The organism is Pseudoalteromonas sp. HM-SA03 (assembly GCF_002289345.1).
Lineage (GTDB): Bacteria > Pseudomonadota > Gammaproteobacteria > Enterobacterales > Alteromonadaceae > Pseudoalteromonas.
In genome coordinates this window covers 1-1,328 of the sequence record NZ_NSDG01000088.1, presented here as the reverse complement: position 1 = coordinate 1,328, position 1,328 = coordinate 1, and the positions used below count along the sequence as shown (strand labels likewise).

At 37.6% G+C, this 1,328-nt stretch carries 1 protein-coding gene; it reads right to left on the bottom strand.

Features of this window, described 5'->3' with window-relative positions; genetic code table 11:
• Window positions 1-155 precede the first annotated feature (155 nt).
• Window positions 156-989 (bottom strand): immunity 49 family protein, encoded by an 834-nt coding sequence (locus CKO50_RS17780; protein ID WP_255230369.1) that lies wholly within the window; start codon window positions 987-989, stop codon window positions 156-158.
• Window positions 990-1,328: the final 339 nt, after the last annotated feature.

Below are 1,328 nucleotides of genomic sequence, written 5' to 3'. Positions count from 1 at the left end.
ACCGTGGTTTCTCTAATTAAAAATGTACATGAAAGCAGCAGAAGAAATTTGGTGAGAAATGTAGGCTAGGAAGGTGATTGAACCTAGCCTTGTAACGTCCATGTTGTTAAAGAGTGTGGTTTAGCAAATTAGACTTCTTTTTTAATTTACCTTAATCATTTTGGTGGATTAGGGTTTACCAGCCACTGAGGAATATAGCCATTTTCTGTGGTCAAATCATAGCCTTTAATGTCTTTTGCTAATGCAGCCATTGCGATTAGCGGGATGGATAGTGTGCCATCAATTTCAAATTTCTCTTCTTTGGTATCGTAGAATTCTTTATGAAGTAGCGTCGCTTTTTCAATCGCTTGGTTAAACTCCACACCGCCATCATCGGTAAATATACCTAAAATGACAGAAACTACGGGCCAGTAGAGTCTACTAGCATAGTGATAAGCCTCATCGTATTTGTAATCGTCTGGATTACTGGTAATTAATGCTTTTTCAATTGCCGAGGCTAAGTCTGCGCCGGGCGTAAAAATGGCTTTGAGCAAATCAACTAGCGCGTAATCAAAAGGAGTGAATTGCTCAGCATAGTTAGCCACTTTAAAAACTGAATCATCAACTTGAATTAGATAATCAATCGCATCTTGATTTCGCGTAATTATTGCAAGATACATAGCCTTTGGCCAATTAAAAATATCAGCGTCTTCTGGGTCTAATGCCCCGACTACTTCAATAACTTGGTTATCGTAGTGTAGTTGAAATGGCTTACTTGGATTATCGTTAGATTGAAAAATTCCCAATCCTAATTCTTGTGCACGCGTGAGGTATTTCCAGGCATTTTTGCTGTTTGGGTTTTCAAGGGCTTCTAGTGGGAATGTTCTTAAGTTAGTTGTTAAAAACGTAGACAAAGCACTTTGCGGTTTATTTCTAATTGCGGTGAGTGTTAATTCGTCAGGAAACCTATTGTATGAGTCTTGGCTATCTTCATAGCTGGCCTNGTGCATACGTATAATGATTCTTAATCATTTTCTATCCTTCAAATATTTTTAATANTCAAAAATGGTTGCATCAATAGCTCCTTTTACCTCTGTACCCGAGACTTTTTGCTGTACACCAATATATTCAATTGGGTCATCAATAATACCGTCCATTTTAATCATATCTTTATAGTGTTCGAGCATTCGATTTAATTCTTTAACCTGCTCGTTAAACTTAGCCTCATTTGGGTCACCATGTTTCGGATCAGCTTTATATTCTATTAGTTTCTTTTCATAATTCTTAAAAATTGAATCCATATAGGCTCTTGAGCCTTGCTGAGCACGCTTTGTTCCGGCCATTCGACT